Annotated in this window: 27 protein-coding genes; 15 read left to right on the top strand and 12 right to left on the bottom strand. The window is 64.2% G+C overall.

Going from position 1 to position 25744, the window contains the following annotated elements:
- Positions 1-387: 387 nt before the first annotated feature.
- The gene (locus AC07OD_RS26755) at positions 388-498 is read right to left on the bottom strand and encodes a hypothetical protein (RefSeq protein ID WP_370628488.1); all 111 of its coding nucleotides are present in this window, start codon (positions 496-498) and stop codon (positions 388-390) included.
- A gap of 716 nt (positions 499-1214) precedes the next feature.
- Here AC07OD_RS26755 and AC07OD_RS26750 point away from each other — a divergent pair.
- The 10 genes from AC07OD_RS26750 to AC07OD_RS26705 all read left to right on the top strand — a co-directional run bounded on the left by AC07OD_RS26750 (position 1215) and on the right by AC07OD_RS26705 (position 8551).
- Positions 1215-1772: a TRAP transporter small permease gene (locus AC07OD_RS26750; protein WP_494598420.1), complete on the top strand. Its 558-nt coding sequence runs from the start codon at positions 1215-1217 to the stop codon at positions 1770-1772.
- A gap of 26 nt (positions 1773-1798) precedes the next feature.
- Positions 1799-3079, top strand: a complete 1281-nt coding sequence (locus AC07OD_RS26745; protein WP_218295275.1) for a TRAP transporter large permease subunit — start codon at positions 1799-1801, stop codon at positions 3077-3079.
- A 16-nt stretch (positions 3080-3095) separates the two neighbouring features.
- The gene (locus AC07OD_RS26740; RefSeq protein WP_218295274.1) at positions 3096-3797 is read left to right on the top strand and encodes a GntR family transcriptional regulator; all 702 of its coding nucleotides are present in this window, start codon (positions 3096-3098) and stop codon (positions 3795-3797) included.
- Positions 3794-4708, top strand: coding sequence for a fumarylacetoacetate hydrolase family protein (locus AC07OD_RS26735; RefSeq protein ID WP_218295273.1), 915 nt, complete (start codon positions 3794-3796; stop codon positions 4706-4708). Before AC07OD_RS26740 ends, AC07OD_RS26735 begins: the two co-directional genes overlap by 4 nt.
- Positions 4709-4772: 64 nt before the next feature.
- Positions 4773-5174, top strand: a complete 402-nt coding sequence (locus AC07OD_RS26730; protein ID WP_218295272.1) for a cupin domain-containing protein — start codon at positions 4773-4775, stop codon at positions 5172-5174.
- Between the two features lie 45 nt (positions 5175-5219).
- Positions 5220-6257, top strand: a complete 1038-nt coding sequence (locus tag AC07OD_RS26725) for a TRAP transporter substrate-binding protein (protein WP_369643921.1) — start codon at positions 5220-5222, stop codon at positions 6255-6257.
- A 28-nt stretch (positions 6258-6285) separates the two neighbouring features.
- Positions 6286-6576: a hypothetical protein gene (locus AC07OD_RS26720; protein WP_492255251.1), complete on the top strand. Its 291-nt coding sequence runs from the start codon at positions 6286-6288 to the stop codon at positions 6574-6576.
- Between the two features lie 24 nt (positions 6577-6600).
- Positions 6601-7377 carry an SDR family oxidoreductase gene (locus AC07OD_RS26715; RefSeq protein ID WP_218295270.1) on the top strand — a complete coding sequence of 259 codons (777 nt, stop codon included), beginning with the start codon at positions 6601-6603 and terminating at the stop codon, positions 7375-7377.
- A gap of 15 nt (positions 7378-7392) precedes the next feature.
- A complete protein-coding gene (locus tag AC07OD_RS26710; protein ID WP_218295269.1) occupies positions 7393-8172 on the top strand; it encodes an SDR family NAD(P)-dependent oxidoreductase in 780 nt (259 codons plus the stop codon).
- Between the two features lie 73 nt (positions 8173-8245).
- Positions 8246-8551, top strand: a complete 306-nt coding sequence (locus tag AC07OD_RS26705) for a Dabb family protein (protein ID WP_218295268.1) — start codon at positions 8246-8248, stop codon at positions 8549-8551.
- Positions 8552-9015: 464 nt separating this feature from the next.
- On the opposite strand, the gene AC07OD_RS26700 is transcribed toward AC07OD_RS26705, so the two are convergent.
- Positions 9016-10104 carry a helix-turn-helix transcriptional regulator gene (locus AC07OD_RS26700; protein WP_369644023.1) on the bottom strand — a complete coding sequence of 363 codons (1089 nt, stop codon included), beginning with the start codon at positions 10102-10104 and terminating at the stop codon, positions 9016-9018.
- A 193-nt stretch (positions 10105-10297) separates the two neighbouring features.
- Here AC07OD_RS26700 and AC07OD_RS26695 point away from each other — a divergent pair, with 193 nt between their 5' ends.
- From AC07OD_RS26695 to AC07OD_RS26685, 3 genes are read left to right on the top strand one after another with little or no spacing between them, the layout of a single operon-like run.
- A complete protein-coding gene (locus tag AC07OD_RS26695; protein WP_494598419.1) occupies positions 10298-11620 on the top strand; it encodes a choice-of-anchor Q domain-containing protein in 1323 nt (440 codons plus the stop codon).
- 57 nt (positions 11621-11677) lie between these two features.
- Entirely contained in the window at positions 11678-12358 is a 681-nt protein-coding gene (locus tag AC07OD_RS26690) for a hypothetical protein (protein ID WP_494598418.1), read from the top strand.
- 15 nt (positions 12359-12373) lie between these two features.
- Positions 12374-13048 carry an IPTL-CTERM sorting domain-containing protein gene (locus tag AC07OD_RS26685; RefSeq protein WP_494598417.1) on the top strand — a complete coding sequence of 225 codons (675 nt, stop codon included), beginning with the start codon at positions 12374-12376 and terminating at the stop codon, positions 13046-13048.
- A 690-nt stretch (positions 13049-13738) separates the two neighbouring features.
- Here the strand turns inward: AC07OD_RS26685 and AC07OD_RS26680 are convergent.
- The 3 genes from AC07OD_RS26680 to AC07OD_RS26670 form a co-directional block, all read right to left on the bottom strand.
- Positions 13739-13930 (bottom strand): site-specific integrase, encoded by a 192-nt coding sequence (locus AC07OD_RS26680; protein ID WP_370627716.1) that lies wholly within the window; start codon positions 13928-13930, stop codon positions 13739-13741.
- A gap of 120 nt (positions 13931-14050) precedes the next feature.
- Positions 14051-14536 (bottom strand): DUF2165 family protein, encoded by a 486-nt coding sequence (locus tag AC07OD_RS26675; RefSeq protein WP_492246371.1) that lies wholly within the window; start codon positions 14534-14536, stop codon positions 14051-14053.
- Positions 14536-15987, bottom strand: coding sequence for an MFS transporter (locus AC07OD_RS26670; protein WP_494598416.1), 1452 nt, complete (start codon positions 15985-15987; stop codon positions 14536-14538). The genes AC07OD_RS26675 and AC07OD_RS26670 overlap by 1 nt, the downstream gene beginning before the upstream one ends.
- Before the next feature lie 69 nt (positions 15988-16056).
- Between AC07OD_RS26670 and AC07OD_RS26665 the strand changes: the two genes are divergently transcribed.
- Positions 16057-16725 (top strand): helix-turn-helix transcriptional regulator, encoded by a 669-nt coding sequence (locus AC07OD_RS26665; RefSeq protein ID WP_494598415.1) that lies wholly within the window; start codon positions 16057-16059, stop codon positions 16723-16725.
- A 299-nt stretch (positions 16726-17024) separates the two neighbouring features.
- On the opposite strand, the gene AC07OD_RS26660 is transcribed toward AC07OD_RS26665, so the two are convergent.
- Positions 17025-18209, bottom strand: coding sequence for a serine hydrolase domain-containing protein (locus tag AC07OD_RS26660; RefSeq protein ID WP_369644018.1), 1185 nt, complete (start codon positions 18207-18209; stop codon positions 17025-17027).
- Between the two features lie 146 nt (positions 18210-18355).
- Positions 18356-19333, bottom strand: a complete 978-nt coding sequence (locus tag AC07OD_RS26655) for a helix-turn-helix domain-containing protein (RefSeq protein WP_494598414.1) — start codon at positions 19331-19333, stop codon at positions 18356-18358.
- Between the two features lie 395 nt (positions 19334-19728).
- On the opposite strand from AC07OD_RS26655, the gene AC07OD_RS26650 reads away from it, so the two are divergent.
- Complete coding sequence (locus AC07OD_RS26650; protein ID WP_494598413.1) at positions 19729-20448, top strand: DUF4377 domain-containing protein; 720 nt, start codon at positions 19729-19731, stop codon at positions 20446-20448.
- A gap of 19 nt (positions 20449-20467) precedes the next feature.
- On the opposite strand, the gene AC07OD_RS26645 is transcribed toward AC07OD_RS26650, so the two are convergent.
- The 5 genes from AC07OD_RS26645 to AC07OD_RS26625 all read right to left on the bottom strand — a co-directional run bounded on the left by AC07OD_RS26645 (position 20468) and on the right by AC07OD_RS26625 (position 25698).
- The gene (locus AC07OD_RS26645) at positions 20468-20911 is read right to left on the bottom strand and encodes a helix-turn-helix domain-containing protein (RefSeq protein WP_218295259.1); all 444 of its coding nucleotides are present in this window, start codon (positions 20909-20911) and stop codon (positions 20468-20470) included.
- Between the two features lie 100 nt (positions 20912-21011).
- Positions 21012-21923 (bottom strand): DMT family transporter, encoded by a 912-nt coding sequence (locus tag AC07OD_RS26640; RefSeq protein WP_492809009.1) that lies wholly within the window; start codon positions 21921-21923, stop codon positions 21012-21014.
- A 145-nt stretch (positions 21924-22068) separates the two neighbouring features.
- Positions 22069-22380, bottom strand: coding sequence for an HU family DNA-binding protein (locus AC07OD_RS26635; protein WP_494598412.1), 312 nt, complete (start codon positions 22378-22380; stop codon positions 22069-22071).
- A gap of 445 nt (positions 22381-22825) precedes the next feature.
- On the bottom strand, positions 22826-24373 hold the full coding sequence (locus AC07OD_RS26630) for an IPTL-CTERM sorting domain-containing protein (RefSeq protein WP_494598411.1): 1548 nt from the start codon (positions 24371-24373) through the stop codon (positions 22826-22828).
- 74 nt (positions 24374-24447) lie between these two features.
- The gene (locus AC07OD_RS26625; RefSeq protein WP_494598410.1) at positions 24448-25698 is read right to left on the bottom strand and encodes an IPTL-CTERM sorting domain-containing protein; all 1251 of its coding nucleotides are present in this window, start codon (positions 25696-25698) and stop codon (positions 24448-24450) included.
- Positions 25699-25744: the final 46 nt, after the last annotated feature.

Here is a 25744-nt window from a genome sequence, read left to right as displayed (position 1 = left end):
GGATCCACTGGCATGCGCTCGACCGTTGTACTTTTGCGCCACCTGGCACTGTGGGTCGCTGCGGGCCTGGCGAAGGTATTCGGATCGACCTTCCAGGCCCGATGGCTGAGCAGGTGGGAGGGTGGCTCGGCGTGCGTCTGAGTGCGCTGAAACTTTCCCATTGCCCATTGTCGTCTCAGACCGCCGCAGCTAGCCGGGCCGGTGAGCACAGTTCGCACGAAGTGGGTCTAGCGCCCAGGCTTTTCTGGAGCCTGCGCATGTCCATGCATGCCAGAACACGGCAAGGCAGAGCAACACGCGAACCAAAAAAGCCGCGGCGTTTTTGGCTGCGGCTTTTTGCGAGTTGGGGTTGTTAGAGGCTCTTGCGGAGCAGGGCCGCGAAGCGGGCTAGCGCCTACGGATACCAAAATGTCCACGTGGCATCCCGGGGAAATTGAAGTAGACCGTGCCTTTGAAGGGCTTGTGGCGCGCCAGATAGGCTGCTGCGCCCAGCAGCATGGGGGTATGGGCGTCGTGTCCGCAGGCATGCATCTTTCCGGCGCACTGGGATGTGTGTAGTGGGGCCAAGCTCCTGCATGTTGAGCGCAACTGGGTCTGCGCGTAGTGCAATGCTCGGCCCTTCGCCATTCGAGAGCTTTGCCACCGCACGTGTCACCGCCAGACCACGGTGCACTGGCAAGCCCATCAGCGAGCTGGGGCCGCTGAGTTGGATGGGCATTGATGGTCTCGGTCAGCGCTAGGCACTGCTCTGCTGCCTTGGCGGTAGTGAGGCCCGCATCTTTTTCCGTTTGCGCGGGCTTTGTGAAAAGCACACTGTTTTCTTCGAGCGCTAGGCGTGCGCAGGCCACCTCGACAAGAGGGGGCATCCGGTATGTGCTGCGCAATGACCTCGACCGCTGGCCCCACCGTCCCATGCGGGGTAGATGCACCCAGGGCGTTCGCTTCAGCGCCCGCCGCGCTCAATGCGCTCACACGCCCAGTGAAAGTTTCCGAACCTGCTTCCGTGACGCGAGCAATTTGTGTTGGCGAGGTCCGCCATAGGTCATTGGCTCTCCATTGGGGTAAACCCCAGAGCGGTTTTATGTATCCACGATGAAAATCCGTGCACGAAAATTATATTTTGCATACAAAACTATGAATTGCATACTGAATGGCTCAAAAGCACTGCGGGCGGTCGAGGCCTCGCGTGTTGGGCCGATTGCCAAGGATGGGTCATGAATCGCTTGTTGGATGCCTATTGCCAGGCCTTGGAAGCTGTGTGTGCGTTGTTGATGGCCGCCATGGTGGTCCTGGTATTCGGAAACGTGGTGCTGCGCTATTTCTTCAACACAGGCTGGCTGATCTCCGAGGAAATCTCCCGCTGGATGTTTGTCTGGATGGTGTTCATGGGCGCTGTGGTCGTAATGCGCGAGCGCGGCCACATGGGCACGGACATGGTGGTCGTGCGATTGCCCGCCTGGGCGCAGCGACTCTGTTTGGTGGCGGTGCAAGTCATCATGCTTTACATCACTTGGCTGATGTTTACCGGCAGTTGGAGCCAGGTGGTGGTGAATCGCGAAACGGAGGCACCTGTCAGTGGCCTCTCGGTCTCCATCTTCTACTTTGCGGGCGTCTTGTTCGCGGTGTCCACGCTGCTCATCCTGCTGCACCAGTTCTGGCTGACAGTGAGCGGGAAGCTCTCAGACGCTGAACTGGTGATGGTGCAGGAATCCGAAGAAACGGCACATCTCGTGCTGCCTCCATCCGTCGTCGCTGTGGATAGGCGCAAGTAAGCATTCATAAGAAATCGGAGACGGAAATGACGGTGCTCATCTTTGTAGGCGCGCTGCTGGCGGCCATGGCGATCGGTATGCCCATCGCCTATGCGCTGCTCTTCTCGGGCTTGGCCCTGATGTTCCACCTGGATCTGTTCGACGCACAGATCCTCGCGCAGAACGTGATCAACGGTGCCGACAGCTTTCCGCTACTGGCTGTTCCGTTCTTTATGCTGGCCGGTGAGATCATGAACGTGGGCGGTCTGTCCAAGCGCATCGTGCACTTGGCTATCACTCTGGTCGGGCACATGCGTGGGGGCCTGGGATTCGTTGCGATCATCGCGGCCTGCCTGATGGCAGCGTTGTCTGGTTCGGCCGTGGCCGATACGGCAGCACTGGCCGCTCTTTTACTGCCTATGATGGTCAAGGCAGGCCACGACAAGGCGCGGGCCGGTGGTTTGATCGCATCGGCCGGCATCATTGCGCCGGTGATTCCCCCCTCCATCGGCTTCGTGGTGTTCGGGGTTGCGGCCAACGTGTCCATCGGCAAGCTGTTCATGGCGGGTATCGTGCCCGGCCTGCTGATGGGGGTGGCCATCGCCGTGGCCTGGTGGCTGGTGGCGTCCCGCGAGAGCGTGAATCTCCCCGCTGCGTCCACGACGCAAGAGAAGCTCCAAGCGCTCAAGGGGTCGCTATGGGCCCTGGGTCTGCCTGTCATCGTGCTTTTCGGACTGAAGTTCGGCGTGTTTACACCCACCGAGGCCGCCGTAGTGGCTGCGGTGTATGCGTTGCTGGTATCTACAGTGGTCTATCGAGAGATCAGCCTGCGCCAGATGTACACGGTGTTCGTCTCGGCATCGAAGATCACCGCGGTGATCATGTTCCTGGTGGCAGCGTCCATGGTCTCGGCATGGCTGATCACCGTAGCCGACATTCCAGACCAAGTGATCGGCATGCTCAAGCCCTTTATGGACAACCCCACTTTGCTGCTGGTGGCAATCATGGTGCTGGTGATGGTCGTGGGAACAGCCATGGACATGATGCCCACCATCCTGATCCTCACTCCTGTGCTCATGCCCGTCATCAAAGAGGCTGGTATCGACCCGGTCTACTTCGGTGTGCTTTTCATCATGAACAATGCCATTGGCTTGGTCACCCCGCCGGTGGGTTCGGTGCTGAACGTGGTGGCTGGTGTGGGCAGGATGCGCTTGGACGATGTGGCCAAGGGGGTGGTGCCATTCATGATCGCCCAGTTCATCGTCATGTTCCTGCTGGTGCTGTTCCCCTCGATCGTGATGGTGCCTCTGAACTTCCTGACCAAGTGATTCTGAGGGATCTGCAATGAATACCAAGCTTTCCCCAAAGTCCACGACTGCTGGCGTGTTCGAGGCCGTGAGCGCGCACCTCAATGAGTTGCGCTCTGCCATTACAGAGCCCGTCCGCGTGCGCGAAGAAGACCTGGCCAACCAACTAGGGGTGAGCCGCACGCCAGTGCGTGAAGCGCTGATTCGGCTCGACAGCACCGGAGTCATCAGCCTGCGCCCGGGGCGTGGTGCGCTGCTGCAACCGGTGAGCGATCGTGACTACCGCGAATGGCTGCAGCTGCGTGAGCAGCTAGAAGGATTCGCCGCGCGCGAGGCAACGCTGAACGCATCGCAGCGTGACGTGATAGCACTGCGCGCCATTTTCGAGCCCTTCCTGGAGCCGGGAGTGGCCGAAGCCAAGGCGGCCCAGTATTCCCAAGCCAATGTGGCCTTCCACGTAGAGGTCATTCGGCTGGCCAACAACCATCTGCTCGAACGTGTGTGGGCGTCTTTCGGCCACCCTCAGACCAGTTACCGCCGCCAGACCATCGCTCGCCTGCACCGCAGCGCCGATTCTCTGCGCGAGCACCTTGAAATCATCGATGCCATCGAGCGGCGAGATGCCGACCTAGCCGAAGCCCTGGCACGAGCCCATGTGCGCGCACTGCTTGTGGCCGTTGAACAAGGAGGCTCGCAGCAAGTCGTGCAAAGTATTTCCCCACAGAAGCAGTCCACATGAAGTTCCTCAATTTCCTCCACGGTGATGGCGTCCGACTCGGCGCCGTGATCGCAGATACCCACATCCTCGACTTGACAGCTGCATGGCCGGTCCAGCCGGCGCCCGCATCGGTGGATGAACTCATCGCAGGTGGTGATGCTGCCGTCGCGCTAGCGCAGCAGGCCATCCAGACGGCCGGCGATGCCCTTGCCAGCGGCAATACCGCCAGCACCGTGCTCTATGCGAGCGCGACCATCCTGCCGCCAGTGGCGCTCACCGGCCGCAACATCTTCAACGTGGGCCGCAATTACCGCGAGCACATCATCGAAGGGAATTTGGCCAATGGCCGCCCGGCCGATGCCTTTCCGCAGGCCATCGAGTTCTTCACCAAACCACGCACCGCCCTGGTGGGGCACCGCGGCTGTGTACTGCGCCACGGCCAGTTGACCAATAGCCTCGACTACGAGGTAGAGCTGGCCATCGTCATCGGCAAGGGTGGGCGCGACATCCCTGTGGAGAAGGCGCACGAATATGTGTTCGGCTACACCATCCTGAACGATGTAACAGCGCGCGACCTGCAGCGCCTGCATGGGCAATGGTTCAAGGGCAAAAGCTTGGACACCAGCTGCCCGCTTGGCCCCGTGGTCGCGCATGCCAGCGCCGTCGAGAATCCAGACAACCTGAACTTGGTGCTGGAAGTCGACGGCGAAGAGCGTCAGAACGACAACACCAACTCCATGATATTCAACGTGGCCACCGTCATCGCGCAGCTGTCGGCGGGCATGACGTTGTTGCCAGGGGACGTCATCGCTACCGGCACCCCCAAAGGTGTTGGTTTTGCCCAGCGCCCGCAGCGGTGCCTCCAGGTAGGCCAGACCGTGCGAGCACGTATCGAGGGGATTGGCGAGCTGACCAATACCGTCGTCGCCTAGCACGCCTCAATAGCTGCGCTGCGCAGCTGTTCCATTCAACTTCCGCTATTCCTGAGGAGACAACATGGCCTTGATGACCCCTTTCCTGCCCAACGCTGAAAAGTACGGCCCCCTTGATTCGCGCAACGTGGCGGTGAACGACCTGCCCTGGAAGCCCACCCCGACGCCGGGCATCGATATGAAGGTGCTGGTGAAGGACGACGACACCGGCTTGCTAACGGCATTGTTTCGCTGGCAGCCCGGCACGGTGCTCGCGTTGCATGAACACGTGGAAATCGAGCAGAGCTATGTGCTCGAAGGTGAGTTCGAAGACGACGATGGTGTCTACATGGCAGGCAATTTCGCCTGGCGCCCCAGAGGCCATCGCCATGTCGCCCGCTCGCCCAAGGGTGCGCTGGTGCTGTGTTTCTTCCTCAAGCCGAACAAGTTTCTGGGTGGGGAACTGGACGGCCAGGAACTGAAGTAATTGACGTAGACCCCTTTCGATGGCCCCATTTTTTAGGAGACACACGTGACAGCACAAAAGACTTCCCCCCGTATCCGCAACCTGGGCCTGGCCATCACGACCGGCCTGATCGCCATGGGCGGCATGCAAGTACATGCGCAGGACATTCAGGACCGCAAGATCAAGTTCAGCTACGCCGTCGCCAAGGACAACCCGATCGGCTTGGCCGTGGACAAGTTTGCCCAGATTGTCGGCGCCAAGACCGGGGGCAAGATCAAAGTCACTGGCTACCCTGGCGCCACGCTGGGCAACGAGATCCAGTCGATGTCGTCTGCCCAGGGCGGTATCTTGGAGATGTCGGTGGTCTCCACCGCAGGCGCTGCCGGCAACGTGAAAGAACTTGCCATTTTCGACCTGCCTTTCATCTTCCGCAGCGAGAAGGAAGCCGATGCCGTCGTGGATGGGGAAGTCGGCCAGTCGTTGCTCAAAAAGTTCTCAGAAAAAAACCTCATTGGCCTGTGCTACATGGACTACGGTTTCCGCCAGGTTACCAACAGCAAGCATCCCATCAATCGCCTGGAAGACTTCCGTGACCTGAAGCTGCGCACACTGCAGAACCGCGTGTACATCGACGTGTTCAAGGCGCTGGGTGCCACGCCCTTGCCCCTGCCTTACCCAGAAACCTACACCGCGCTGGAAACCAAGGCCATCGACGGGCAGGAAAGCGCTTATCTGGTCACCAAGTCCAGCTCATATCAGGACATCCAGACCTACCTGACCGAAACCCGCCACTTCTATCTGCCTGCCGTCGTATTGGTGAGCAAGAAGTTTTGGGATCGCCTGAGCACCGCCGAGCGTGGCGTACTGGAATCCTCGTGCAAGGAAGCCCAGACCTACCACCGTGAAGTGAGCCGAAAAATGGAAGCAGACGTGGTCAAGGACCTTATCAAGGCCGGCATGAAGTTCAATACCATCGAGCCCGCCGAACACGCCCGCATGGTGCAAGCTACCGCATCAGTGATCGAGAAGTACAAGCCGGAACTGGGTGTCGACTTGGTTAACAAGACCATGGCCACTATCGAGAAGGCCCGCAGGACTCCCTGAACCTGATATAGCGCCTCCCGGACCGGCCATGCCCGGTCGCTTCCTGACAGGACGAGCGGACCTCAACACGGTCGCTTTCCTGCCCCAGAGCTGGCACGGCGTACCGCGCCAGAAGCAAAGGCGAACGCGGTGGCACCGGGTGCCGTCGCAACTCCCCGTGGTAGCAGTGGCCGATCCGGTCACGCTGAAGAATGTGCCGGCACCACGCATTGGCGCGCCGGACGAGATCGCCTGGCTGCTGGCCTTCCTGTGCTCATCAGGTGCCAGCTTTGTCTGCGGCGCCAGGCTTGATGTCAATGGCGGTTCCTATATGCGCTGAAGAGCAACCACTGAGAAACAGAATATGGACATGCAGTTTCAAGATCTGCGCGTGATGATCACCGCAGGTGCTTCTGGCATTGGCCTGGCCATTGCCCAGGCCTTTGCGCAAGCAGGGGCTCGGGTACAAATCAGCGACATCTCGGCGTCTGCCATTGAAGCTGCCGTGCCCTCGCTGCCGGGAGGTGGCGGCTGGATTGCGGATGCGTCCAACCCCGCTGCGGTGGATGCCTGGTTTGCGCACGCCTTGGCGACGCTGGGCGGCCTGGATGTACTGGTGAACAATGCCGGCATTGCTGGTCCTACGGCGCGTATCGAGGAAATCGAACCGCAGCAATGGGACGAGACCATTGCGGTCAATCTGCGCAGCCAGTACCTGTGCGTGCGCCGCGCGATTCCGGCGCTGCGTACATCGCATCGCGCCAGCATCATCAACCTCAGTTCGGTGGCCGGGCGCCTGGGGTACCCGCTGCGTACGCCCTATGCTGCATCCAAGTGGGCAGTCGTCGGGCTGACCCAAAGCCTTGCACTGGAACTGGGCGGCGACGACATCACCGTGAACGCCATCCTACCCGGCATCGTGGACAGCGAGCGCTCCCGGAACGTCACGGCGGCCAAGGCGCAGGCGCGCCAGATCAGTGAGGCCGACATGCTCACCGAAATCCTGGCGAACGTGGCCTTGCACCGCAAGGTGCAGTTGGCTGACGTAGCACAGACTGCGCTTTTTCTCGCGTCCTCAGCGGGGCGCAGTTTTACTGGCCAGAGCCTGAACGTTTGTGCCGGCATCCAATCCTTGCGTTGAAAGAAAGCAATCCACATGGCAAAGACCTATTTTGAAAAAAACTTTGGCTTACAGGGCCGCGTGGCCTGTGTGACAGGCAGTGCTGCGGGCCTGGGCCTGGCCATCGCCCGCCACCTGGGGCAAGCGGGAGCACGCATCGTGGTCAATGACCTGGACGCAGGCCGCTGCGAAGAGGCCGTGCGCTTGCTGACGGTGGAAGGCGTGGAAGCGCGTCATGCTGTGTTCGACGTATCCCAGGCCGAGGCGGTGGGCCAGGCCATTGACACACTGGCCTTCGACGGCTGGGCGCCCGACATCATGGTCAGCAATGCCGGAAACCAGAACCGCAAGTTGGTGACCGAGATGACGCTTGTGCAGTGGCAGTCGCTGTTCGATGTGCATGTGAACGGCGCCTTCAATTGCGCCCACGCGGTGTTGCCGCATATGACGCGCAAGGGCTTTGGCCGGATCATTTTGATGTCTTCCGTAGCCGGCCAAGCGTGTATGCCCGGTATCGCAGCCTACGCTTCGGCCAAGGGTGCTATCGCCGCATTCACCCGCGCGTTGGCGGTGGAGTACGGCAGCGCTGGCGTCAACAGCAATGCGCTGGCTCCGGGCTTCGTGCGCACCCAGTTCACGCAGGGTCTGCAGGAGCGCGAAGGTTTTGACAGCTTCCTGCAGAGCGCCGTGCCAATAGGTCGATGGGCAGAGCCCGACGACATCGCACCTGCCGTGGTGTATCTGGCGTCGAATGCTGGTTCGTTTGTCAATGGGCATGTTCTCGCCATCGACGGAGGAATGTTGGCCCGCATGTAGGACCGCAGTCCATTTGTCTCTACCCATTGTGTGATGCACCGTGCATCCCCACGAATCAGAAAGATCCCTGCCCATGTACATGCACCTCGTCATGATGGAGTTCATTCCCGATGCCGGCCCCGAGTTTTTCCACAAAGTGGAGGCCTATGCCGTGCGGATTCGCCAAGAATGCGCGGATGTGCTGACCTACCACTTTGGCGCCAATGAAGCAGCTCGATCCGATGGCTACACCCATGCGGTGGTGTCTGCGTTCAAGGGCCGCCCCGCGCACGACGCTTACCAGGCCAGTCCGGCCCATGTGGAAATGAAGACCTATATGGGGCCATACATCCAGCGACTTGTGGTTTTCGATGGCGCAGCGCCCCTGCAATTGCAATAGTCCTAGGTAGTACCTGGCATACGAACTTCTGCCCAGCTGTGGCGGCCATAGAGGGCAAGTTACGCCTGTTTCCGCTGCTGCTATTTACACAGAAAAAAGACGCCCAGCTCTGGGCGAAGGCAAATAATTTAGCCGACGATATTCAGTTCACGGGAGCGTAGTCAGCAATTCGAGACTCGGCACGACAGTGCGGGCCTGATCCTTCAGAGCCTGCTCGGTCGGATTTCTCGCGGTCTGGCTATGCACGGGAGATCCTAGCGCAACGTGGCCGCCATGGCGGCCTCAATTGATCTCGCAAGCTGTTAGAACTGATCGTTGGAGTCCGGGCGAGACAGCGCATCGCGGACCGCACGCGGAGCTGGTGGTCGGCATCCGAGAGGGTCCGTCGGCGGAGAGCCCGGTCCTATCTTTCGATGACTGCATTGCGCCGAAAAACGTGAGGTCAAATCCCCCTTCGCCGGGCTTCAATGCAGCGTAAACAAGAGTGCCTGCAGCTCCTGGCGATTGTGGACACGTAGTCGGTCATAGATCTGGCGTCGATAGGACGTAGTAGTGTGGGTGCTGATACCCATGTGCGCAGCGATCTGATCTTCGGGCAGGCCGCGTGCCAGCCAGTAGGCCAACTCGTGCTGGCGCTGCGGTAACCCAAGCGCACGCAGCGCGGGCAGCAGTTGCGTCACGCGCTGTACCCGCTGCGCGATGTGGATGCCCACCGCCCGGTCTTCGCCCTTGACGTCGGTCATCTGTGTGGCGCGCAGCGAGAACAAGCCGCTGGCGTTATGGAGGTCCATCTGCGGCAGTACGGGCGCGGCACCTTTCACCACGGAGCGCAGGCGCTCCAGCAACACCCGCAGCGCGCATGGCAGCTCGTTGCGCTGATACCACCGCAAGCCAAAGGCTAACGCCATCAACTTGTCTGCCTGGGGGGACGTCCACAGCAGCCGGCCCTGTGGCGTGGCCACCAGCGTGGCACTGTCAACCAATACGCTGCCCTGCGGATCTAGTTCGCCAGGCTGCAGGATGCGCGCCAGCCAAGGTTCCAGCCGCCCGAGCATGGCGGCGTCTTCAGGCGCGAAGCGGGGTGCACCAGGCTTGCGGCACAGCTTGAGCGAGCCGACGCCCTGGCTCTGCGGCGTGCGCAGCACCAGGCTCAGAAAGTCTTGCCACTCGCACGGCCGCGCCAACTCGTTGTAGAACTCGCTGCGCATGAACTCATGGCGCGGCACGGTGATGATCTGCTCCATCGATAGCACTCCATGCTCGTGGCGCATGGCGGCAGCGAAGTCGTGCAGGCTGTAGCGCACCAGCTTGAGTTCCGACGCTCTCAGCTGCGGATCGAAATAGAGGTGCATCCACTCGCGCGCGGCCGAGGGTTCGCTATACGCATCCCACACCCCGTCGGTATCGGGGTGGAAGTACACGCCTGTATCAAAGCCGATCAAGCGATGCAGTTCATGCAGCACAGGTTCGATAAGCTCCGGCCCGCTGAAATCCAGGCAGGCCATTTGTTGCAGGCGCGCCACGGCCTGTTGCTGAATGCGGGGAAGAGACATGGAGCCGCGATCTAGTTGTACGTCGCAACGTATCAATGCGCTGCGCACGCAACAACTTAGCACATGGATAACTTTTTTGCCCCACCCCCAAGGGGGTGCTGGCATGCAATGAGCTTCACCCCCCTAGGGGCGTGGCGGCGGGGGATGAGATTTTCTACAGTGCTTGGGATAGAAGTTTTTGCTCCCGTATCACATGAAAAAACAATGCATCGCCGCTTTGCTCGCCCTCACTGCCTGCGCCTGGGCGCAGGCCGCCACCCTGGTCGCCGATACCGCCGCTGACCTGAGCGACCCCACCCCAGGGGACGGCATCTGCGGCACGGGCGTAGCGGGCACCTGCTCGCTGCGCGCCGCCATACAGGAGGCCAACGCGCTGCCCGGCGCCGACACCATCACTCTGTACTCGGGCAACTACGAGCTGACGCAAGCGCCCGCAAACAACCTCCTCACCATCAGCAGCGACCTCACCATCAACGGCATGGGCGTGAGCGCGGGTGCCACCGCCATCAACGGTGGCGGCGACCGCCTGGTGCTGCAAATCACCGGCAACCACACCGTCAACCTGACCAACCTCGCCATCATCGGCGGCACCGGCGCGGGCTCGGCGTTTGGGGGCGGCCTGGTCGTTGGGGGCGGAACGGCCACACTCACTCGGGTGGGGTTGCAAGGCAACAGTTCAGCGAGCTCCACCACCAAGCAGGGCGGAGGCATCTATGTGCACGACACGGCCACACTCCACCTGATCGACAGCGTCGTGACCGGCAACACCGCTGGTATTGCCGGTGGCGGGGTCATGGTGCGCGTCGGCGGCACCGCGCACATCAGCGGCAGCACCATCGACAACAACACCGTGGCCAGCCCTGCCGGCAGCGGGGGCGGCATCGGCGTCGGCGGCACGCTGCACCTCGTCAACTCCACTATCTCGGGCAACACGGCGCCACAAGGCAGCGGCATCAGCGTGACGGCCAACGGCACTGCCGACGTCCGCTTTGCCACCATCGCTGCCAACACAGCCACCCAGCCGGGCGGTGCCCAACTGGCAGCGGTCGGTCCTGCCCAGATCAGCGGCAGCATCGTGGCCAACCCGACGGTGGGCATCAATTGCTGGAACCTGACGGACCAACTGCAATCCGGCGGCAACAACCTCGATAGCGGCACCACCTGCGGCTTTGGCGCGGCGGGCGACATCGCCAGCGCCAACCCGCTGCTGGCGCCGCTGGCCTACGTCAACAACCTGATCGCCCCCATTCATGCACTGCAAGCGGGCAGCCCCGCCATCAACGCAGGCCCCACCAGCGGAGTGATCCCCGCCACTGACCAACGCGGCGCCGCACGTGTGCAGATGGGGCGGGCCGACATCGGGGCCTATGAATCGGCCCTGGGCATCTGGGCCGGGGGGGGGTGGCGGCAACGTGCAGGCCGTGCCCGTGGACAACCCTTTTGCCTTGACGCTGACCGCCGTCGGTCTACTGGGCCTTGCTTTGCGTGGACGGCGCAAGAACTCCTAAAAAGATAGCTTTCTGCGCTTGCTAGATAAGTGCTGGTGGCACTTTTTCTGCCACACCCTCTTGCCATGAAAAAACAACTAGCTCTCATCACCCTGGCCGCATTCGCCCACACGGGCGCCTGGGCCGCCACCTATAGCTACACCAGCAACCTGTACGACTCGGCCACTGTGCACAACTTCATCGCCCCTTGTGGCGTGGGCGATTGCGCCAACTTCAGCACCGCCATGTGGCCGACGGCCACGATCACCACCACCGTGGCGCTCCCGCCCAACATGACGAGTGACTCCATCCCTCTGGGCAATATCACAGCGTTCTCGATTTTTGACGGCCTGGTCGCCTATGCCAGCGGCGACCCCTTGGTCACGCTGAACTTCGCCCAAGCCACCACCGATGCCGCAGGCCAACTGACAAAGCTGCAGATACTCGCTACGCGTTGGCAGCAATCCGGGCCGCATAACGGCGCCAACATGCGCTTGGACGACGTCAACACGACCTCTCGCAGCCGTCACAACGTGATCTGCCTGACCACTGCCCCAGCGCCTGGGGGTGGCGACACGTGTACCCAGAGCGAGGGCAACGGCACCTGGGACGACAACACCAGTTGGGCCGACCCAGGCGCCCTGGCGCCTCCAGGCCCCTCCGCTGGCGTGCAGTCCGTGCCGGTGGACAACCCCTTCGCCCTGGCGCTGACCGCCGCCGGCCTGCTGGGCCTGGCCCTGCGCGGGCGGCGCAATCTCACTTCTTAAAACTCACCCGCTTCCATGAAGAAAACCCTCACACTGCTGGCTGCCGCCTTCCTCCAGGCCGGCGCCTGGGCCGCCACCTACACCTACACGGGCCCGGCCTACACCGCGCCCGCCCTGCACAACTTCACCAACTGCCTTGCCGGCAATTGCGGCGCCTACACCACGGCCATGGGGCAGGCAGGCTCGTTCTCCACGGCGTCGCCTTTGCCGAACAATCTCAGCAACCAGGACATCACGGCGCAGGTGACTTCGTTCTCGTTTACCGATGGACTGACCACCTATGCCAGCAGCGACCCGCAGGTGTCGCTGGCCTACATCACGGCCACCACCATGGGCGGGGTGCTGGATCTCGCCGTCGCCGTGCAGCGCTGGCAAACGCCCGCCCCGCATGCGCAGGGCGACCACATCGACTTCATGAACATCCACTACGGAGGCGCCCACAATGGACTGTGCAACGCGCCACCGGGTCTCACCGTGCAGGGCGCCGTGATGTGTGGAAACATCGACTCGGGCGACGCCTATTCGAGCCAATGGGACGGCGAACCGGGCGGCACCTGGGCACTCTCCGCCACACCGCCCACGCCGGGCGGCGTCAACGCCGTGCCCACCTTGGGCGAATGGGGGCTGCTGCTGTCCGCCCTGATGGTGGGGGTGGGCGCGTGGCGGTGGCGCAAGCAGCGTTCTGCATAAAAAGAGGCTGAAGCAACTATGCAGCGGGCGTAAGCAGCTATTGAGTCGTTAGTGAGTTCACTCCATCTTTTGCGGGCAACAGCCCGCCTTTTTTTGTGCAGGAGTCTTTCGAGATCGCCCGAACAAATTCACCTAGTGCGCCAAGGCTTCGCGCAGACCAAATGCCATCAACTTCGATTCCGCAAAACGCTTGAAATATGAGCAAAATGAAGGATGTAAAGACCGGGGAACAAGCCGGGGAACAAGACGGGTTTTTGTCGTGAAAGTTGGCTTATATAAGCTGTTTCCATAAATCATTCAGTAGACGCCAGCCACCATAACCCCATCCAAGGGCGTCCACACTAATCCAGTGGACGCCCTTTTTCTTTGGTGAATCAACGACTTGCAGTCCATGGCCGTCTACAGCCGTCCACGCCCAGCCAAGCAAAAGTGGGGGTACAAGTGGCGGTACAAACCCAGAAAGCTGGTGAAATCGGGCTTTTGTACCCCCACTTCCCTCTGTAGAAGGGGGTTCGCCATAGGGGAATCTGTACCCCGCCGGCTGCCCTCATCCATCGTTTTGTACCCCCGTGCCCCATCCAAGACACCGCCACACATTGGAAACCGCTAGTCTGTGGCGGTTTTCTTTGCCCCGAAGTGTCTTCGTAGGGTGCTGAGAATCGCACCGAAGTCGCACGCGAATCGCACCGATCAGGCGCTTCCCACAATGCGCAATTCGGCCTTGGGCTTCTGGTAGTCCTTGCGGATGAACTTTCCGCAGGTCCGGAACACCTCCACGTCTTCATGTCCCAACTGCTGGGCGGCGTACCAGGGGTTCTGGCCAGAGGTCGGCAGGGTGGAGGCAGAGGCGTGGCGAACCTGATAGGGGTTCAGGTAAGGCACACCCGACCGCTTCAACGTCCTTCAGGCCGCCAGTCAGCCTCCGCTCCTGACGTGTACTCTGTTGGGGAGCCTTTCCCAGTTCTCCGGCACCGATGGGCGGAGCACGTGGTACTGCCCCGCCTATGCCCACGCCATATTGAAGACAACAAAGGCAGCAGCCACCCAGACCAGCAGGGCGATGTGGGTCAGTTGCAGGCTCTGTTGCCGGATCCAATAGCCGAACCACAGCCCCCCGAGATGCATGGACAACAAGAACGCTGCGAAGGTGCTCAATGCCAGGTTCAGCCAGGGCCGGGCGGTGACCAGGTCGCCCACGGCGAGCAGTTGCCAGCAGCCCGCCCAGCACGCGGCTGCCGCCACGGTCTGCAGCGCCAGCACCCACAGCAGCGCGAGTCGGTGAACGGCGGGCGAATCGATGGCCCGTGAAAGGAGTGGCGTGTCGATCGCGGGCTGCTGCTTCAGCGGCGCCATCGACATCGTTGCGCCGATGGCAGCTGTAGAGCCGCCAAGCGCGTGGCAGTTGTTGATGACGCTGATGGACAGCCAGATCGCCAGGCCCAAGGCATGGACCGCCAGGAACAGCTCCTGTGACATACCGGCCCCCATCACGAAATTCCTTGCCGACGGGTGATCCGGCGCGCCAGCAGTATGGCCACTGCGGGCGGCAGCGCGAAGGTAGCGAACAGCCACAGCGCGGCAGACTGTGCGCCCGCCGCGCCTCCTGGGCGGGTGAGCCCCGCTGCATTGGCTACAAGCCCTGCCATCGCCGCCCCGATCGCCATGCCATAGAGCTGTACCGTCGTGATGGCGGCCGACGCCGTGTCGGTTTCACCGGGCGGAGCGAGTGTCAGCAGGCGGGTGACCAGGTGCGGCCAGCCCATGCCCACGCCGGCGCCGACGCCTGCCAACGCCACACCGCAAAGCGCCATTCCTGCGCTCGCCGGCAGACCGGCGCCGGCAGGCACCAGCACCGCCAGGGCCAGCAGGGCAGCCGCGCACAGCATCGGTCCCGCGCGAAGCAGGCGCTCGGCGCGGGCTCCGGTACATCCCGAAGACACCAGCGAGCTCACACTCCAGCCGGCTGCCATGGCGGCGGTGAGGTAGCCCGCGGCCAGTGGCGTCAGGCCCTGCAGCACCTGCAGAAAGTAGGGCACGAAGATCTCGGTGGTGGTGCCGATAAGCAGCAAGGCGATGCTCGCATAGACCGCTCCCAAAGGTGAGCGCAGCCGCGTGGCGCCCGAAGGCAGCAAGCGCACGGATGCCCGGCGATCCCATGCAATCGCCGCGGCGCCCAACGCCAGCCCCGCTGCGACACCCGCCCCCTGCACCATCACTGCCGACGAGAGGCCGCCCACGGCGACCACCATCACCGATGCCATCAGCAACACGACCTGGGCCAAAGGGATGCCCGCCTGCGCAGGGACGGCCGCGGCCTGGGTGCGTGCAGGACGCAGCTTCAGGGTGGCCAGCAGCGCCTGTAGCAGCGCCACGGGTAACAGGGTCCAGAACGCCCATCGCCAATGTCCCGCCTGCGCGAACAGGCCGCCCACGGCCGGCCCGCACAGGGTGGCCACGCCCCACATGCCGGACACCAGGGCCACCGCGCGCGGCCACAGCGCAGGCGCGAAAACGATCCGTATCAGCGCATAGCTCAACGCGGCCAGTGTGCCGCCTCCCAGGCCCTGCACGCTGCGCCCGGCCAGCATCCACGGCATGGACGGCGCGCCGGCGCAGATGGCCGAGCCGAGCGCGAACACCGCCAACGCCGCCAGGCAGGCGTCGCGGGGCCCCGCCACACCGAGCAGCCGAACCGACAGCACGGCCCCCAGGATGGAGGCCACCACAAAGAGAGTGGTGCTCCAGGCGTACCAGTCCAGCCCTCCGATGTCCCGGACCACCGACGGCAATACAGTGGTCACGATGTGCACGTTGACGGCATGCAGCGCCACGCCACCGGTGAGGGCCAGGGCGAGCCAGCCATTCGTGCCGGTGAACAAGTCGCTCCAGGTGGCCGTTGAAACAGAAGGAGAAAGGGAAGGGGACACAGGAGAACTCATGGATTCACGGAGAGGGGAAAACGGGATGGCTTAAAATCCAAGTCATTCCTTGCATATTAAGTGGGTGCCATGATTTATACAAGTAAAAACTTTGAAAATAAGGCAGATCTGCCGACGGCGGATCGCATCCTTTTTTTCATCAAGTCCAAGGGCGCCGCATCCACTGCCATGCTTGCGACGGCGATGGACCTGACGCCGGAGGCGGCCCGGCAGCAAGTCCAGAAACTGGTGGCGTCGGGATGGATCGAGGGGCGGCAGGAAGCGCTGCCTGGCGTGGGGCGCCCGCGCCAGAACTGGGTGCTGACCGAGGCCGGCAACGGCCGGTTCCCGGACACGCATGCGCAGCTGGCCGTACAGATGATCGGGTCGGTGCGCGCGTTGTTTGGCGAAGAAGGGATGGACCGTCTGATCGCGCAGCGCGAAGCCGAGGCGCGGGCCACGTATCTGCAGGTCTGCAAAGGCCGGACCCTGAAGGAGCGGCTTGAACAGCTCGCCACCGTTCGTACCGAAGAAGGCTACATGGCGCGTGTCGAACGTGACCGGAGCGGCTGGCTGTTGATCGAGGACCACTGCCCGATCTGCATCGCCGCGCGCACCTGCCAGGGTTTTTGCCGTTCGGAACTGCAGCTATTCCAGGAAGTCGCTGGTGCGGATGCCCGAGTCAGTCGTGAGCAACATCTGTTGGCGGGCGCGACGCGTTGCGTGTACCGCATCGTTGCCGTCAACCGCCAGTCGTGAGTGCTTTCAAAACACCTGCAAAGGTGAGATCGGCCTGCTGCAGGTGGAGTGTGGTCGTGAAAGCCCGGCAGTCCACGGGCTGCTTTTCCCGGTGGCTGCCATTGAGGGCTGACCCAAAAAAAACACAGCCGAAGACTTGGCCTCGGCGGCTCGTCGGCAGGGGTGGATTTTTCAGTTTCGGCCTGGTGCATACCGCCTGCTCCTTGCTCCTTCCCAACGGCGGCATGCATTTCCTGTTTGCTGTTTGCCTACTTGGCCAGCGCCACCGTTGAGTGGCGCTGGCGGTATGACCTTGTCCGTTATCCCTTCCTTGTCCGGCGCAGGGCGTCGTAGACGCCTTTCTCGTAGGCGTACAACAGATCCATGACCCTTGCATCCGCGAAAGGGAAGGTCTGGGTCGCCAGCAGTCCGGCGATGCCGGTGTGCGGATCGATCCAGAAGAAACTGTTGGCCAGGCCGGCCCACGAGAGGCTGCCTGCGGGGCGGCCCGTAGGGGCTTCCTCTTCATTGATCTGGAATGCCAAGCTCCAGGTTTTTCGCAGGCCCGGGAAGAACTCCGCGTCAGCGGTCAGCGCAATGGCAGCCTTGAGCAGGCTCACTCGCGCGTTGCCGATCTGGTTGAGCATCAGGTGGCTGACCACCGTCTCCGGCTTCAGTACACGCTCGCCGTCAAGTTGGCCGAGGTTGAGCACCATGCGCATGAAGCGGGCATAGTCGCCTGCGGTGCTGTAGAGCGCGCCACCTCCCATGTGGAACTCGGGCTCCTGAGTGATCTCGAAAGGGAAGGGGGCAAAGGCGCCGTCTTCGCCGCGCAGGTGTACGCCGGCAAGGCGCTGGCGCATGTCGGGCGTGATATGGAAGCCCGTGCTGGTCATGCCCAGCGGCCCCCAGAGATTCTGGTGCATGAACTCGCCCAGCGTGAGGCCGGTCACGGCCTCGACCATGCGGCCGGCCCAGTCGATGCCTATGCCGTACTCCCAACGCTCGCCCGGGTCGGCCACCAGAGGCAGTTCCAGCGCCTTCAAGCGGCAGTCGATGGTTCCGGGGATGCCGAGCGCCGCCTGCACTTTTTGCATGTCGGGGTTCCAGATCTCGTAGCTGCAGCCGGAATTGTGCGAAAGCAGATGCCGCAGCGTGATCGGGCGCTTCGGCGGGCGGGTGATCGGTTGCCCTTGCGCGTCAAAACCGGTCAACACCCCCAGCGCGCCAATGGCAGGCACCACACGGGAAGCTGGCGCATCGAGGTCCAGCAGGCCGCGCTCGACGCACTGAATGGCGGCTACCGAAGTAATCGCTTTGGTCATTGAAGCAATCCACAACACCGTGTCGGGGCCCATGGCCGCACCGCCTCCCAACTGGCGCTCACCGGCGCTTCCTTCGTACAGGATGCCGTCCCGATCGGCTACGAGAGCCAGTACGCCCGGTGCGTGACCTCGTTTCACGCCGTCGGCAAGAATTTCGTCGAGCGCATTTTTCATGTTCATGTTGTCTCCTGGGAATTTTTGGTCACTCGCTTCAACGCCGCAGCATTGCGGGCGTCAGCGAGGAAAGTCTAGGAAACGAAGTGCGCTGCGGCTGGCCGTATCACGCCAGGTCTCTGGCCGCCATGTGCCAGCGACGGCCTGCCTTGTCAGCGCAATGCATGCGCCCGGAAAGCCTGTGGCGTCATCTGGCGTTGCCGATGGAACTGGCGAGCGAAATGCGACGCATCGGTGAAGCCGCAGCGCCGGCCAATCTCGCCCACCCCCAGCCGGCGAAACCGCGGCTGAGCGAGCAGGCCCGCTGCGGCCTCCACGCGCAGGGTCATGAGCGTGGACAGGTATCCCTGGCCTTGCGCGGCCATCGCCCGGTGCAGCGTGCGCAGCGACAAGCCGGCATCGGCTGCAACCTCTGCCGCTGTCAGCCCAGGCTGCATGAAACGGGCGCGCATGACCTGGAGGGACCGTTCGTAGGCCACCTGCATGGCGGGGCGCTGCGCACCATCGACATCGTCCAGCAGTGACAGCAGTCCTCCCAACTGGTCTTCGATCAACTCGTCCTGCGAGCAGGGTCGATCCACAAGGCCGCGAGGGACCAACGCTTCCTTGATGCCACGCAGCGCCAGCCCCCAGCCAGCGTCGCCCCGCAGCGGGCGTCCAATGAGCCGCGAAGGCTCGGGCAGCCACCGCTCAACCCAATCAATGGGCAGTTCGACCGACAGGTCGTCCAGGCCAGCGCCAAAGTCGAACTCGTAGGGTTCGCGAGAGTCGATGAGGATGGAATCCCCAGGCTGCAAAATGCTCGTGCGGCCCACGTGTACGGCGCGCCATGGAAGCTGGGGCTGCGATAGCAGGTAGTAGGCATTGCGCGGGCCGCGGGCTATCTCTGCGGCGGAGCGCAGGACCTTCTGCGGCGCACCCCGTGCTTGGTGCGGCAGGATGCAGTGAAGCGTGCAGCGCTCAATGCTGCCGAAGAAACCGTCTCGCTGCAGCGGCAAGGCGTCCATCTCCAGCACTTCGGCATGCAGCGCATCGCGCCAGCCCCGCAACCGCATGGATTCAGGCAGATTTTCCGACGACCAGGAGCTCAGGCTTCGCATCTCAGACCTCGGCGATTGATGGGCAAGCATAACGCGGCACTCACCGGCTTGGCCACCTGGCGCAAGTTGTGAGGCCCAGGAGTCGGCGTGGCCGACCGTCAAGCGACGGGCGGCTGGCAGCAGCGCCAGGGCGGCGCGAAAGGTGTTCCCGATGCCCACAAGGTCAAAGCCATGCAAGCCGTGACACCCCCCGGCGTGAACCAATTGGAAGCGCGGGCATCGAAGGTACTTTGCCGCCCCCTTGGCATGGCCCCTGTTCACGGCCCCGCAGCTTGTGTGCGGGCACTCCACCCATCAGAAATCAACCCTTTGCAATGACAACGAGACTTGATCACCCCTGGCTACCCCTTCGGGCTGCGACCACCTTCGCTGCAGCCCTGCTGCTGTCGGCGTGTGCCACGGTTGCACCACCTCCAAAAGCACCCATGCCAGAGCCTTTTCCGCCTGCCAGCCTGCCGGGCGCAGTGCAGTCCCATGTGTGGGATGTGACGTCCGCGGTGGACAGCCAGGGGCGGGCGGCCGCCCACTGGCGCCTGGACGGCCGCGCGCCCGTGCGGCTGCAGTTCGACAAGGGGCAGCTTCTGGTGCGCAACCTCTGCAATGCCGTGGGAGCCGCATACCAGCTCGACGGCCATCGCATCCAGCTGGCGCGTCCCACCAGCACGCTGCGCGCCTGCCCCGACAGTGTGCTGATGGCCCTGGAGCAGCAGGTGCTGGCCCAGCTGCCGGGTGCCCAGCGCCTGGATCTGCTGCCCGGCGGGGCATCACAGCCGCGCATGGTCCTGCACTTTGGCGACGGCAGCCGCTGGGAACTGGCGGGCACTCCCACGCCGCAGACACTGTACGGCAGCGCGGGCGAACGACTGTTCCTGGAGGTCGCGCCCCAGCGGGCGGCCTGCAGCCACGGCGTGATGAAGGGCGCTCAATGCCTGCGCGTGCGCGAGATCCGCTATTCCGCTGACGGCGTGAAGCAGTCGGAAGGCCCATGGAGCCTGTTTTACGACGAGATCCAGGGCTTTGCCCACGAGAGCGGCACCCGCACGGTGCTGCGCGTGAACCGGTTCAAGCGCCAGAACGTGCCGGCCGATGCATCGGCCTACGCCTACGTGCTGGACATGGTGGTGGAGACGGAGACCGTGCGCTGAGGAAGTTTCTCGACTGACTTCAGGCGTGCCCCAGTTTTCGCCGGGCGTTTTTCGGCCCCATGCTCCGGAGGTCGTCAATGCGCGCCAGCTGCGCGGCCCGAGGGCGCGCCTTGCCCGACTCCCACCGGCTCACGGACAACTGCGAGGCACCGAGCAACTGCGCCATCTGCGCCTGGGTGATGCCCAATGCGGCGCGCATCTGCCGGACGACCTCGGGGTGGAACTCCGCCTTCGACCCCTGTGCGATGGCCTTCTTGGCAACAGGCGGGGTTTCTTCCGCCACGGGGGGCTGACGCTTCGCAGCCTTGAGCTGCGAAGCGAGCGACTTGACTTCGCGTTTCAGGGCAGCGATCTCCGAGCGGTGGTTCGTGATCGCCTTGCGCATGCTCTGCAACTCAGGCTTGAGCTCCTTGCGCGCCATGCGCACGACTTCGGCCCGGAATGCGTTCGAGAAGGAATTCATGGGCGGATGGTACGTGATCTGCACGCACCCCGCAGGGCGCGACACTGACGACATGACCGGCTTGCACCGGCGGCCCGGGACGCATCTGGCAGCGACCGTGTCACGCAAACCTTCGCCCCACCACCACGGTCGCCACCACCGCCAGCGCAAACCCGAGCGTGGTGGCATCCACCGGTTCACCGAGCAGCGGTATGGATGCCGCAATGGCAAAGAACGGCTGCAAGAGCTGTACCTGGCCCACGCGCAGCGCACCCCCCAGCGCCAAGCCGCGGTACCAGGCAAAGAACCCGGCCCACATGGAAAACACTCCCACATAGACGAATCCCGCCCACGCAGTCGCCGACACGGATTGCGCGGGCCACAACAGGAAAGTGGCGGGCAACGTCACCGGCAGGGCCATCACGCACACCCAGCAGATCACACGCTCGGCACCCAGTGCAGGAGTCACCTGCGCCCCGTAGACATACCCCACGGAGGCGGCAATGACGCCCCCGACCAGGAGCAGATCCGCGACCTCGAAGCCCAACCCATGGCCGCCAGCACTGTGCGCCCGCAGCGCCGAGAACGCCACCACCAGCGCACTGCCCAGCAAGGCACAAACCCAGAACCCCGGGCGCGCGCGCTGGCGCAGCACCAAGGCGGCACACACCGAGGTGACCAGGGGCAGCAGGGCCGTGATCACTGCCGCATGGCCAGCCGTCACGGTGCGCAGGGCATAGGCCAGCAGCAAGGGATATCCCAGCAGGTTCCCCAGCACGGCCATCCCGAGCGGCTTCCACTGAACCCGGGTGGGCAAGGGCGGCCTGGTGAGCGCGAGAAACAGGACGGACAGCATGCCCGCAAGCGCGGCGCGCCCCAGCGTCACGAACCAGGGGGACAGCTGCGGCGCATCGACCGTGCCGGTGGCCAGGCGCGTGGCGGGCAGCGTGATGCCAAAAAACGCCACGCCCAGCACCCCCAGCCAAAGACCTGCGGTCTCGCGCCGGATGGACTGGAATGCGGAAAGCTTCATGGGAAGGGGCACAGGATGGAAGGAGTCCGGTCGTCTCGACACACAACACAAGGAAGCGCAAGGGTTGCGCGCACTGCGCGCAAAACTCCTGGCGTCTGAAGAGACAGGACCGCGCCGGCCACGGGCCAGCGCGACGGACGCAGGCTTACTTGCCCGCCTTTTCAGCCTTGCGCTGGGCCGCCCTGGGATCCACCACCGCCTTGAACCTGGCGCCGGGCACGAACTTGGGCACCGTGCTGGCAGGGATCTTCAGCGCCGCGCCGGTCGATGGGTTCTTGCCCGTGCGCGCAGCGCGCTTGGCGGACTTGAAAGTGCCAAAGCCCACCAGTTGAACGGCCTCGCCCTTCTTGACCGCAGTCTGGACGGCTTCGATCAGGGTTTCCAGCACCGCATTGGCAGCGGTCTTGGACAGGTTGTTCCTGGAGGCCAGGATGTCAACGAGTTCGGCGCGGTTCATGGTGGTGGCTCTCGATGCAAAGAGATGGGGAAAGTCGAGTTATAGCGCAGACACCCGGAACGCCGTCGCTCGGTGCCGGGCGGCACCTTTGGCAAGCACTCCGCCCCGGTCCTCTCGGCCAGCGCTTGACCGCTGATCGGTTGGTTGACCGTCTTTCCCTCCCAGCCCTCTTGAGCGGGATCCGCGCAGATTTGCGGCTGCCTGCACACCCGCTTCCCTCCAGGCAAAAAGAAAAGGCGCCCACAGAGAGCCCACAGGGCGCCCGGTCTGCCTGGCCAGTGCGGGTCTGCTCGACACCGGCGGTGGTTGGCCAAGCCTCCGGGCGTGCTCTGCGCGGTGGCCACGGCCGCCCCTGTGCGTGAGGGGGCTGGCAATTGCCGGCGCCCTGCTGCTGGCCTGTGAAACCCTGCCGGCGCTTGTCGGGGCTGCGCTGGCAGCTATCGAATCAGGAGCCCACAGCGCGGAGGCGCACGCCTGCGAGCAGCATCAGCGCGCTGAGCAGCAGCACGCCCCACTGCGACAGCGTGGGCACGGCCTGTGCGTTGCCCGGCCCGCCGGGGGCCGCCGCGCTGGGCGTGGCGGCGGCGGGCGGCGCCGAGGGGGCCGAGTCGATGCCGCCCAGGGCGGAAGCGACAACGGTGAAGGTGTAGGGCGTGCCGTTGGTCAGCCCCGTCACGGTGCAGCTGGTCGCGGGGTAGTTGGCGGTGCAGGTGCGGCCGCCGGGCTGGGCGGTGACGGTGTAGTGGGCGGGCGTGGTTCCGGTGCCTGCGGGGGGTTGCCAGCGCACGGTGACCTGGGTGTTGCCGGGCTGGGCGGTGACGTTGGCGGGGGGCAGGGGGGCGGTGTGGGTGTACAGCTCGCCGGTGTTCGTGACGGCGTCGCCAGTGGTTTCCCCGCCCAGCACCAGCACCTGGCCGCCAGCAAGCAGGGTCGCGGTGTGGCCCCGGCGGGCGGTGACCAAGTCGGGCTGCCGGGTGGCTTGACCCGGGCCGGAGGCAAAGGAGACTGTCGAGGCGATGACGCTGGCGCCACCCGCGCTGTCGCCCCCTGCCACCAGCACGTTGCCAGGGACACCAGGCAGCAGGGTGGCGCTGTTGCCGCCGAACTCGAAAGCGGGGAGATTCGGGCCCGCCGCCCAGGTGCTGTCGGCGGGGTTGAACACCAGGGTGGTCGTGACGTGGCTGTTGCCGCCTGCCACCAGCACCCGGCCATCGGGCAACAGCGTGGCGGTGTGCCGCGCACGGTAGAAGGTGTTCAGGGCGGGCACGGGCACCTCCGTCCATGCGCCCGTGGCGGGGTCGCGCAGGTAGGCGCTTTGGGCGGCGATGTTGCCGTTGTCGTAGCCGCCCACCACCAGCACGCGGCCATCGGGCAGCAGCGTGGCGGTGTGCTCGCGCCTGCGGGCGGGCAGGTCGATGCCGCTGGACCAGGTGCCGGTGACGGGGTCGAAGATTTCCACGGAGGACAGCGCCTCCTGCCCCGCGATGCCCCGGCCGCCCACCACGAGCACGGTGCCATTGGGCAGCAGCGTGGCGGTGTGGTGGGAGCGGCGCAGCGTCAGCTGGCCCGTGCTGGCGGCGAAGGTGTTGGTCAGAGGGTTGTAGAGGAGGCTGTTGGCGTTGGCGCTGTTCACCGGGCCGGCCTCCCGCCCGCCGACCAGCAGCACATTGCCGCCGGGCAGCGGGGTGGCGGTGTGGCCGAAACGGGGGCTGGGCAGGTCGGGGCCGCTGCTCCAGGTGTTGGCCGCGGGGTTGTACAGGCGGGTGGTGGCGAGGGCGATGGGGTTGTTTCCGCCATCCACGTTGCCGGTGTCGCCGCCCGCCACCAGCACGGTGGAATCGGCCAGCCGGGTTGCGGTGTGCAGCGTGCGGGCCTCGTCCATGGGCGCGATGGGGGTCCAGCCCGCATGGGCGGCGGCCATGCCCAGGCACAGCGCGCTGGCGTGCAGCAGGCGCCGCAGGGCTCTGCGGTGGTGGTGGGTGGGTGAGTGCATGGGGGTGAGATCCTCTTTTTTGTGGTTAAAAGTGGCTCCAGCGCTTTTCTGGAAAGGCGCTGGCAGCTATCGAATCAGGAGTGGATGGCACGGCGGCGAACGACTGCCAGCAGTACCAGCGCGCTCAGCAGCAGCACGCCCCACTGCGACAGCGTGGGCACGGGTTGCACACCACCGGGGCCTGGAGGCATCGCGCGGGGCGTGGCGATGACCAGCGGGAACGAGGTGGCGGACACGCTGCCATTGGCTCCGGTGGCCGTCACCCAGAGGGTGTAGGCCGTGCCATTGGTCAGGCCCGGCACGGTGCAGCGGGTGGTGGGCGCTGGCACGGTGCAGCTGGCGCCGCCTTGGCTGGCCGTGACGGTGTAGCTCACGGGCGGCGTGCCGCCCACGGGTGCCTGCCAGTTCAGTGTGATCTGGCCGTTGCCGGGCTGGGCCGTCACGCCCGTGGGGGCGCCAGGAGCGGGATTGGCGCTGGGTGTCGCGAAGGCCAATGAAGGAGGGGAGATGGACCCGTCCGCTGCGGCCGCCCTCACGAGGAAGCGGTAGCTGGTGCCGTTGCTCAGGCCGCTCACGGTGCAATTGGTGGCGGGGTGCGGCGCGGTGCAGGTGCCGCTGACGGCGCTCAGGTTCAGGGCGGTGACGGTGTAGCTCACCGGCGTGGCGCTCACCGCGCCGCCCACGGGTGCTTGCCAGCGCACGGCCACTTCGCCATCGCCGGGCGTGGCGGCGGCCTGGGTGGGCACGCCCGGCGGCAGCGGCGGCGCCTCGCAGTCGCTGGCGACGGCGACGGGGTTGGCGGTGCCTATGCGCAGGCCCAGATTGAGCTGCCGGAAGCTCCTCCCGCCCGATATGCCCTCGCTGAAAGTATTGCCGCCTCCGCCGAAGTAGGCATCCCAGCTCGGGGCGGTGGCGAGCACCAAGCCATCGACGGTGTAGGGGTTGTTGTTGCTGGCCAGGCTGGTGATGTTCAAGCCGTTGGGCAGCAGCGCTCCGCTGGCATCCGTGGCGGTAAAGGGGCCCGAGAACTGCGCCCCGTTGAAGCTGGCCTGCGTGTAGACCACGTTGGCGGCATTGTTCATGCGCCAGATGACGCACCTGAGGTCGGCGGGCCGCCATGTCTGGCTTTGGGCGGTATTGCCCCCGTTGTCGTAGACCATTGTGACGGCGTAGCGCTCGCCATCGCGGATTTCGGCGAAGGTGGACTGGTCGATGGTGCCGGTGCTGGTGATGGCGAACGGCGCGGCCTGCGCCGCGCAGGCCGCGGCAGTGGCCAGCACGGCTGCGAGCCAGTGGCGCAGGGGGTGGTGCATGGCGGGTGTCATGGGTTGTGGTTAAAAAGTGCCACCGGCGCTTATTTGTCAAGCGTTG

This window comes from Acidovorax sp. GW821-FHT10E03 (assembly GCF_059415205.1).
The sequence above is the reverse complement of the archived record's forward strand: the minus strand, read 5'-3'. Positions and strand labels throughout refer to the sequence as shown.

Coding starts and splice junctions, on each gene's coding strand:
- AC07OD_RS26755 (WP_370628488.1), bottom strand. CDS start 498: ATGCTGCTGGGCGCAGCAGCCTATCTGGCGCGCCACAAGCCCTTCAAA.
- AC07OD_RS26750 (WP_494598420.1), top strand. CDS start 1,215: ATGAATCGCTTGTTGGATGCCTATTGCCAGGCCTTGGAAGCTGTGTGT.
- AC07OD_RS26745 (WP_218295275.1), top strand. CDS start 1,799: ATGACGGTGCTCATCTTTGTAGGCGCGCTGCTGGCGGCCATGGCGATC.
- AC07OD_RS26740 (WP_218295274.1), top strand. CDS start 3,096: ATGAATACCAAGCTTTCCCCAAAGTCCACGACTGCTGGCGTGTTCGAG.
- AC07OD_RS26735 (WP_218295273.1), top strand. CDS start 3,794: ATGAAGTTCCTCAATTTCCTCCACGGTGATGGCGTCCGACTCGGCGCC.
- AC07OD_RS26730 (WP_218295272.1), top strand. CDS start 4,773: ATGGCCTTGATGACCCCTTTCCTGCCCAACGCTGAAAAGTACGGCCCC.
- AC07OD_RS26720 (WP_492255251.1), top strand. CDS start 6,286: ATGCCCGGTCGCTTCCTGACAGGACGAGCGGACCTCAACACGGTCGCT.
- AC07OD_RS26715 (WP_218295270.1), top strand. CDS start 6,601: ATGGACATGCAGTTTCAAGATCTGCGCGTGATGATCACCGCAGGTGCT.
- AC07OD_RS26710 (WP_218295269.1), top strand. CDS start 7,393: ATGGCAAAGACCTATTTTGAAAAAAACTTTGGCTTACAGGGCCGCGTG.
- AC07OD_RS26705 (WP_218295268.1), top strand. CDS start 8,246: ATGTACATGCACCTCGTCATGATGGAGTTCATTCCCGATGCCGGCCCC.
- AC07OD_RS26700 (WP_369644023.1), bottom strand. CDS start 10,104: ATGTCTCTTCCCCGCATTCAGCAACAGGCCGTGGCGCGCCTGCAACAA.
- AC07OD_RS26695 (WP_494598419.1), top strand. CDS start 10,298: ATGAAAAAACAATGCATCGCCGCTTTGCTCGCCCTCACTGCCTGCGCC.
- AC07OD_RS26690 (WP_494598418.1), top strand. CDS start 11,678: ATGAAAAAACAACTAGCTCTCATCACCCTGGCCGCATTCGCCCACACG.
- AC07OD_RS26685 (WP_494598417.1), top strand. CDS start 12,374: ATGAAGAAAACCCTCACACTGCTGGCTGCCGCCTTCCTCCAGGCCGGC.
- AC07OD_RS26675 (WP_492246371.1), bottom strand. CDS start 14,536: ATGGGGGCCGGTATGTCACAGGAGCTGTTCCTGGCGGTCCATGCCTTG.
- AC07OD_RS26670 (WP_494598416.1), bottom strand. CDS start 15,987: ATGAGTTCTCCTGTGTCCCCTTCCCTTTCTCCTTCTGTTTCAACGGCC.
- AC07OD_RS26665 (WP_494598415.1), top strand. CDS start 16,057: ATGATTTATACAAGTAAAAACTTTGAAAATAAGGCAGATCTGCCGACG.
- AC07OD_RS26660 (WP_369644018.1), bottom strand. CDS start 18,209: ATGAACATGAAAAATGCGCTCGACGAAATTCTTGCCGACGGCGTGAAA.
- AC07OD_RS26655 (WP_494598414.1), bottom strand. CDS start 19,333: ATGCTTGCCCATCAATCGCCGAGGTCTGAGATGCGAAGCCTGAGCTCC.
- AC07OD_RS26650 (WP_494598413.1), top strand. CDS start 19,729: ATGCCAGAGCCTTTTCCGCCTGCCAGCCTGCCGGGCGCAGTGCAGTCC.
- AC07OD_RS26645 (WP_218295259.1), bottom strand. CDS start 20,911: ATGAATTCCTTCTCGAACGCATTCCGGGCCGAAGTCGTGCGCATGGCG.
- AC07OD_RS26640 (WP_492809009.1), bottom strand. CDS start 21,923: ATGAAGCTTTCCGCATTCCAGTCCATCCGGCGCGAGACCGCAGGTCTT.
- AC07OD_RS26635 (WP_494598412.1), bottom strand. CDS start 22,380: ATGAACCGCGCCGAACTCGTTGACATCCTGGCCTCCAGGAACAACCTG.
- AC07OD_RS26630 (WP_494598411.1), bottom strand. CDS start 24,373: ATGCACTCACCCACCCACCACCACCGCAGAGCCCTGCGGCGCCTGCTG.
- AC07OD_RS26625 (WP_494598410.1), bottom strand. CDS start 25,698: ATGACACCCGCCATGCACCACCCCCTGCGCCACTGGCTCGCAGCCGTG.